Origin of the sequence: Streptomyces sp. NPDC057424 (assembly GCF_042803315.1) — a bacterium.
Classification (GTDB): domain Bacteria; phylum Actinomycetota; class Actinomycetes; order Streptomycetales; family Streptomycetaceae; genus Streptomyces.
Genome location: NZ_JBHVCP010000111.1, coordinates 1 through 7,683 on the forward strand (window position 1 = coordinate 1; position 7,683 = coordinate 7,683).

6 protein-coding genes are annotated in these 7,683 nt (G+C 73.7%); 5 read left to right on the plus strand and 1 reads right to left on the minus strand.

All coding sequences use genetic code 11. The features are described from left to right. Window positions 1-51 precede the first annotated feature (51 nt). Window positions 52-1,290 (minus strand): SGNH/GDSL hydrolase family protein, encoded by a 1,239-nt coding sequence (locus tag ACFU3E_RS37925; RefSeq protein WP_384169236.1) that lies wholly within the window; start codon window positions 1,288-1,290, stop codon window positions 52-54. Between the two features lie 471 nt (window positions 1,291-1,761). Between ACFU3E_RS37925 and ACFU3E_RS37930 the strand changes: the two genes are divergently transcribed. From ACFU3E_RS37930 to ACFU3E_RS37950, 5 genes are all read left to right on the plus strand, one after another. Next, window positions 1,762-3,057 (plus strand): CAP domain-containing protein, encoded by a 1,296-nt coding sequence (locus ACFU3E_RS37930; RefSeq protein ID WP_384169239.1) that lies wholly within the window; start codon window positions 1,762-1,764, stop codon window positions 3,055-3,057. A gap of 74 nt (window positions 3,058-3,131) precedes the next feature. Then, window positions 3,132-3,809: an AIM24 family protein gene (locus tag ACFU3E_RS37935; protein ID WP_384169242.1), complete on the plus strand. Its 678-nt coding sequence runs from the start codon at window positions 3,132-3,134 to the stop codon at window positions 3,807-3,809. A gap of 185 nt (window positions 3,810-3,994) precedes the next feature. Further along, window positions 3,995-5,050 (plus strand): tetratricopeptide repeat protein, encoded by a 1,056-nt coding sequence (locus ACFU3E_RS37940; RefSeq protein ID WP_384169245.1) that lies wholly within the window; start codon window positions 3,995-3,997, stop codon window positions 5,048-5,050. Then, on the plus strand, window positions 5,047-6,147 hold the full coding sequence (locus ACFU3E_RS37945; protein WP_384169248.1) for a polyprenyl synthetase family protein: 1,101 nt from the start codon (window positions 5,047-5,049) through the stop codon (window positions 6,145-6,147). Before ACFU3E_RS37940 ends, ACFU3E_RS37945 begins: the two co-directional genes overlap by 4 nt. A 449-nt stretch (window positions 6,148-6,596) precedes the next feature. Beyond that, window positions 6,597-7,556 (plus strand): threonine/serine dehydratase, encoded by a 960-nt coding sequence (locus tag ACFU3E_RS37950; RefSeq protein WP_384169251.1) that lies wholly within the window; start codon window positions 6,597-6,599, stop codon window positions 7,554-7,556. The last annotated feature ends 127 nt before the right edge of the window (window positions 7,557-7,683 follow it).

Sequence of the window (7,683 nt, forward strand, 5' to 3'; positions counted from 1 at the left end):
CACCGTGCCCCCGACCGGACACCACCGGCAAACACACCTAACGGAGTCCTACTAGGGCCCGCAGTCGAGGCTCTCGAGATCGACGGCGCCGGCCATCGCCCGCATCCCCTTGTCGTTGGGGTGCAGATGGTCGCCGCCGTCGAAGGCGGGGAGGATCCGCTCGGGGTCGTCGGGGCTGCGCAGGACGCGGTCGAAGTCGGTGACCCCGTCGAACTCTCCGCTGTCGCGGATGAAGGCGTTGACCTGCTGCCGCACCGCTTCCCCGGCGGGGTCCCACTCCTGCCAGCCCTTGTACGGGGCGATCGTGGCGCCGACGACGCACTTCCCGGCCGCGTGCGCCCGGTCGATCAGCCTGCGGTACCCGGCGATCAGTCCGGCGCCCGTGGCGCCGGGCTCGGCCTTGATGTCGTTGACGCCCTGGAAGAGGAACACCGTGCGCACGCCCGGCAGCGACAGCGCGTCCCGCTGCAGGCGGTGCAGGGCGCTCTGCCCGGGGCCGTCGAGGAGGACCTTGTTGCCGGCGATGCCCGCGTTGGCCACCCCTTGGACCGTGGTGCCGGATGCGGCCAGGCGGCGGGCCAGGTAGTCGGGCCAGCGGCGGTTCCGGTCGGTCGTGGACTGCCAGCCGTCGGTGATGGAGTCACCGACGGCGGCCACGGCACCGGTCTCCTTGCGGGGCTTCACGATGACGGCGTCGAGGTAGAACCAGGAGCCGGTCCGCTGCTTCCAGTGGGCCGCGCCCTCCTCCGCGGCATGGTCGCCTTCGGTGGTGTACGACGTCTGCATCGCCAACCAGTGCCCGGTGAGCGCGCCGCCCGCCCGGGGCACGTACAGGCTGACGGCGAGGGTGCGCCCGGCGGGGACGTGGCCGGGCAGCGGGTCGCTGTAGACGATGCCTCCGGCAGGGACGGTGACGGAACGGGCGCCGTCGAAGGACAGGCGCCTGTTGCTGCCGGGGACGAGCGCGGCGCCTTCCCGCCGCAGGCCCGCGTGGACGTTGCCGAACGTCACCGGCTGGTCGCCGAAGGCGTTGGACAGCCGCACCCTCAGACCGCTGCCGCCGACGCTGGTGTGCACCATCAGCCGGTATCCGCGGCCGTCGGCCGCCTCGCCGACGCGGCCGGCGGAGGAGGCCCAGGTGACCACGCCGTGCCCGGCCGGCGTCGGGGCGCTGGGCGACGGGCTCGGCTGCTCCCCCTCGGGTACGGTGCCGGTCCCGCAGCCCAGGGCGACGCAGCAGGAGAGGGCGGCCAGGGCGGCACGGCCGCGGGGGCGGGCGGTGCGGGGCATTGCGTCGGAGCTCCTTCGGCCGGTCGGTCGGGTGCCGGCGGGGTCACGGGTGAGATTCCGCAGGGTCACGTACCCTCCGGACGGGAGACGGATCCTGCGAGTCGCCCCGGCGTACGCCACGGTAGTGGCGCGGCTTCGGACGCTGTGCCGGGCGGCCTCGGCGGGCGTGCCGTCCCCTCCCGGCCTGGACGACTTCGCCCCCCGGGACGCTCAGGCCCGGCGCCGTCACGATCACCCTCGACAGCGGCTCCGGCTGCGCCCCGGCACCGACCGGATCGGCGTGCGGCTCGGTCTGCGGCGGCGAGACCTGTCCTGGGGTGTCCGTGTACGGTCCCACCGGCGACGCCGCGTTCGCGGCGGGCGGACCCCGGCTGGGCGGCCCCGGGCACGCGGGCCGGCAGGGAACCCCTGCGCCGCGGCGCCCGTTGTCCCGGCAACCGGATCCCCGGTGGGGAGGGGCAGGGCGGAGTGATGAGCGAGTTGGTTCCCGGAGGCAATCTGGCGCTCCCGGGCGGTGCGGTGACCTTCCGGGTGCACGGGCCGTTCGACGTGTCCGCGCTCGTGACCGACGACGGCGGAAAGGTCCGGGACGACGGCGACTTCGTCTTCTACAACCAGCCGGCGGCACCGGGAGCCGTCCTGCGGGGCGACACGCTCACCGTGGACCCGACGGGACTGCGCACCGGCGCGACCCGGGTCACGGTCGTCGTCAGCCCCGCCGATCCCGGAACCGCCCTCGTCCGCCTGCCCTTCCCCGTGCTCCACGTCACCGGCACCGGAGGCCGCCCGCTCGCCCGCTTCACCCCGTCGCGCCCCGGTCAGGAGACGGTGCTGCTGCTCGCGGAGCTCTACCGGCATGGCGACCGCTGGAAGCTGCGCGCTCTGGGCCAGGGTTACACGGACGGACTGGCGGGACTCGCACGGGACTTCGGCGTCGACGTCGTGGACGACACGCCCCCCGGACCTCCCCCCGGCGCCTCCGCCGCACCCGATCCCGACGGCTTCCTGTCCCTGGTCAACTCCGCCCGGGCCACAGCCGGTTCACCACCGCTCTCGCTGAACCCCCGCCTCGTGTCGGCGGCCCGGGAGCACGCCTCCGCCATGGCCGCTGCCGGACGGCTCGGCGTCGAGACACGCGACGGCGTCTCGGTCTACCAGCGCGTCATCGACTCCGGGTTCGCGTACCTCACCATCGGCGAGCACCTGGTGTCCGGACCGCGCACGACCGCAGAGTTCGTCGCGTACTGCCTGCGCACGGACGGGCCCCGGCGCACCGTGCACGACCCGGCGTTCACCCACGCCGGACTGGCCCACGTGCGCGACGAGCCCTCCGGTGACACCTACTGGACAGCGCTGTGGGCCAGGCCGTTCACCCCGGACGGACTGGCCGGGACGGAGGCGGCCGTCATCGGCCTCACCAACCGGGAGCGCGCCCGGGCCGGGCTCCCACCCCTGTCCGCCGACCCGTTGCTCACCACGGCCGCGCAGGCGCACAGCGCGGACATGGTGGCCCGCGCCTTCTACGCGCACACCGCACCCGACGGCAGTCAGCCCTGGGACCGGGCCGCCGCGGCGGGTTCCACCCGGCGCTCCGTCGGCGAGAACATCGCCTGCGGGCAGCGCTCCCCCGCCGACGTCGTGGAGGGCTGGATGAACAGCCCCGGCCACCGGGCCAACATCCTCAAACCCGGCTTCACTCACATCGGCATCGGCTTCGCAGGCGGTGGCCGGGCGGGCATGTACTGGACGCAGCTCTTCGGCGGTTGACGCCGGCCAGCGCCTCACGACCGGCCCCCTGCGCGATCTTGGCGGAGGGAGACACTCCGGGCGAGGATGCCGGTATGAAGGGTGACCTCTTTTCCAGTGAGCACATGGTGCAGCCGGCCGTAGCGCCGGGCATGACGGTCGAGAACGCCAAGTGCGTCCGGTACACGGTGAACGGCGAGATGCTCGCCCGGCAGGGCGCGATGATCTCCTATCGCGGCAACCTCCAGTTCGAGCGCAAGGGCCAGGGCGTGGGCGGCATGCTCAAGCGCGCGGTCACCGGCGAGGGGCTGCCGCTGATGGCGGTGCGCGGGCAGGGCGAGGCATGGTTCGCGCACGAGGCACAGAACTGTTTCGTCGTCGACGTCGAGCCCGGCGACGAGTTCACGGTCAACGGCCGCAACGTCCTGTGTTTCGACGCCTCGTTGTCGTACCGCATCGCCACCGTGAAGGGCGCCGGCATCACCGGCGGCGGCCTGTTCAACAGCGTCTTCACCGGGCATGGCAAGCTGGGCCTGGTATGCGAGGGCAATCCGCTCGTCATCCCGGTCTCGCCGCAGTACCCGGTGTACGTCGACACGGACGCGATCGTCGGCTGGACCGCGGGCCTGCAGACGTCGCTGCACCGCTCCCAGTCCATCGGATCCATGCTGCGCGGCGGCTCCGGCGAGGCCGTGCAACTGCTCCTCCAGGGGGAGGGGTACGTCGTGGTCCGGCCGAGCGAGGCCACACCGCACAAAGCCGGTCAGCACTGAAGGCCCGTCGGGTGATCTGCGTCTCGGAGGCAACCCGGTCCGTTCCGCCGGCGTCTTGACCGGCAACAGGTGATGCCCTGGCCCTTGTGGCCGGGGCAGCTTTCCACTCTTCTATACACCCTATGTATACGCACCATGTATACGCGTTGTTCATACCTGGGGTGAAAACGGACCGAAAGGCATCGATGTACGGCAAGGCATTCGCCCCGGAGTACCAGGGCGCGCTCACCACCCTGTCGGTCAACTCCTCACTGACCGACGTCCTGGCCGCCGGTACCGAGCAGTTGAGGGCGGCCGAGCGTGCCGGACAGCCCGGGGAGGCGGCGCGTTCCGGACTCGCGGTGGCCGAGGCGCACCGCCGACTGGGCCGGGTCCAGGACGCGGACCGGGCCTGGAAGGCGAGCTACCGCGCGGCCCGGCAGGCCGAGGACGTCGGGGCGATGGCCTGGGCGCTGTGGAGCGGCGGCACGCTGGCCCGGCAGCGCGGTGCGCTCCCGCTGGCCCGCAGACTGCTCCAGCTGGCAGCCGACCTGGGCGAACGCGGCGGGGACATCGTCGTCCGCGGCTACTCGCTGGCCGGCCTGGCCGAGACCGGCCGCATCCAGGGCGACTACGAGGCCGTGGGCCGGCTGCACGAGCAGTTGCTCGCCGAGGCCCGGCGGCGCGGGGAGGCACGGCACACGGTGTGGGCGCTGGAGGGCATCGCGCAGATGCACCGCAACACCGGGCGCTACGACTCGGCGTACGCGCTGTTCGAGGAGGCCGCCGCGATCGCCGCTCGTGCCGACGACCGGCGCGGCCACGCCTGGGCGCTGCGCGGGCTGGCCGATGTGGTGTCGGTGCGCGACCGGGACACCGAGCGGGCCCTGGAGCTGCTGAGCGAGGCGGAGACGACGTGCCGTGCGATGCGGCTGTCCAGCGCGCTGGCCTACAACCACAAGATGCGCGGCAACGTCCTGTACCGGGCGGGGCGTTACGCGCAGGCGCGGGAGCTGTACGAGCAGGCGCTCGAGGAGTTCCGCGAGATGAGCGAGCCGCGCGGGGAGGCGTTGTCTCGCCTGGGGCTCGCCAAGGCCCTGGCCCGCCTGGGCCGCGACCGTGACGAGACGGCGGCCGAACTGGCCGAACTCGCCGGCCTGCTGGAGCGCATCGGCCTGCAGCACGCCCGCCGGATGGTGGCCCGGGCCCACGAGGAACTCGGCATACCCACGGCCGAGCGGGAGACGGAGGCGGTACGGTGACGGCGCTGCCGACGACGGTGAGGGCGCGACCGGGCGCTGCGACGGCATCTCCCCCGGCGGCGCTGCAGGCCGAGTCGCACGATCACGCGGCCGCAGCCGACGGCACCCTGCGGGTACTCGACCGCTGCCGGGCCCTGGTCCGGCCCGCCCTGGAAGAGGCCGTCGGGCGACTGCACCCCTGGGTCGGCGAGATGGCCGCGTACTCCTTCGGCTGGTGCGAGGTCGGCGGTGCGCCGGCCGTCGCCTCCGGCGGCAAGGGCGTGCGGCAGGCACTCGCCGTGCTCGGGGCCGAGGCGGCCGGTGCGCAGCGTCGGGCCGGGGTGGCAGCGGCCGTCGCGGTGGAACTGGTGCACACCTTCTCCCTGCTGCACGACGACATCATGGACGGCGACGCGGACCGGCGACGCCGCCCGGCGGTGTGGAAGGCCTACGGCACGGGGCCCGCGGTGCTCGCGGGCGATGCCCTGTTCGCCCTGGCCGTCGAGACGTTGGCCGCCGAGCCGGGAGGTGCCGGGGCAGTGCGAGCGCTGTCCGTGGCGCTGGGCGACCTGGTGCGCGGGCAGGCGGACGACCTGCTGTTCACCGATCGCCCGTGGACGGGGCCGGAACGGGTACGGCCGGACGAGTACCGGGCGATGGCGGAGCACAAGACGGGCGCGCTGCTGGGCTGTGCGGCAGCGCTCGGTGCCGTGCTCGGCGGTGCCGGCCCCGAGACGGTCGCCGCGCTCGACCGGGTGGGCCGGCATCTCGGAGTGGCGTTCCAGATCGTCGACGACGTGCTGGGCATCTGGGGCGATCCCCGTGTCACCGGCAAGCCGGTCCACGGTGATCTGCGCGAGCAGAAGAAGACGTTCCCGGTGCTGGTGGCTCTCGGCTCCCCGATGAGCGACCGGATCGCCGCACTCCTGGAGTCGGGCGACGCGCCGGAGAAGGCGGCGGCGCTGATCGAGGAGGCGGGCGGCCGCTCGGCGGCCATGACAGAGGCCCGGCGGCACATCACGGCCGTCGAGACAGCACTCGCGGAGGTGCCGCTGGCCGCGGGAACCGCCGGTGACCTTCGGTCGCTGCTCTCCTACCTGGTCCGGCGCGACACCTGAGCCGGTACGGCCGACGAGCGGAACAGGGACGCTCAGCAGGCCAGTCCGACCCAAGCCGGCAGGGCACCGCGGCACTCGCCGCGGTGCCCTCGGCGAAACTGCGATCGCCCCCACGCCTCCCTGATGCGGCGTCCCGCCTGAACCGGCGGGCACGGCCTGCCCTCCGGGCGGGCAGGGACGCTCCGGACGGCCATGGCGGCCTGCCCGGGACTCGCCACCCGCACGGCAGGAGCGAAGCCCACGGCCCTGCCGAACCGCCCCGCGACGCCGACCCGCCACGCCGACCGGCCCCGCGACGCCGACCCGCCACGTCGGCCCGGTCGGCCCGGCCGGGCCGCGTCGGCTGCCCGCCCGCGCACCACTCCCGCACCGCGTTGACCTCGCCCCGCTTCACGCGTCAGGGTTCGACACGGCGCGTTCCGCGACCCCGCGCCGGAAGGATGGCTGCCATGATCGGCATCTCGGAGATCGAAGACGTGGCCGGGCGGATCGCCGGGCACGTCGTGCGCACCCCGACCGTGGACAGCCCGGGGCTGTCCGCGCTGCTCGGCGCACCGGTCACCGCGAAGCTCGAACTGCTGCAGCGCACCGGCTCGTTCAAGGCGCGCGGGGCGACGGCGAAACTGCTGTCACTGAGCGAGGCCGAACGGGCCGCCGGAGTGGTGGCGGTCAGCGGCGGCAACCACGGGATCGCCCTCGCGGTCATGGCCGCGGCCCTCGACGTGAAGGCCACGGTGGTGATGCCGCGCTCGGCACCCGCCCGTGCCGTGGAGATCGCGGAGGCGGCCGGCGCTTCAGTGCGGCTGACCGACGACATGGACGGCGCGTTCGGGCTGATGACACGGCTCCAGCAGGAAGGGCTGACCCTGGTCCACCCCTTCGACGACCCGGTGGTGATCGCCGGACAGGGCACGGTGGGGCTGGAGTTCGCCGCCGACGCCGGTGAGCTCACCGACGTACTCGTGAGCATCGGAGGCGGCGGCCTGATCGCCGGTGTCGCGGCCGCCCTGCGGGCCTGCCGGCCCGGGGTGCGAGTGTGGGGCGTGGAGACCGAGGGCGCGCAGGCCATGTCCGAGGCGCTGGCGGCGGGCGGGCCGCTGCCGGTCGCGCTGTCGTCGATCGTTTCCACCCTCAGCGCCCCGTCCGTGTCGCAGCTGACGTACGACCATGTCTCCGCCCTGGTCACCGAGGTCCTCGTGGTCCCGGACCGGGAGGCCGTGCAGGGCTCGCTGGACCTGGCCGACCACGCCAAGGTGTGGGCCGAACCGGCGGCCGGCTGTCTGCTGCCCGCCGCCCGGCAGGTCCTGGAGCGGGTCGGCGGCGGGGCCCGGCTCGGTCTGGTGGTGTGCGGGGGCAACGCGACGACGGGTGACCTGTTCGCGTGGTCTCATCGCTTCGGTCTGCGCTGACGTCCGGCACCTCTCGGGGAATCCGCCGCCGCTGAATTCATCGGTGGGCTCCGAGTTCAGCCGTTGTACGCGTCCGCATTTACCGCCGGTTACCACCATGCAGATCCGGAATTGAGAATCCGCGGGC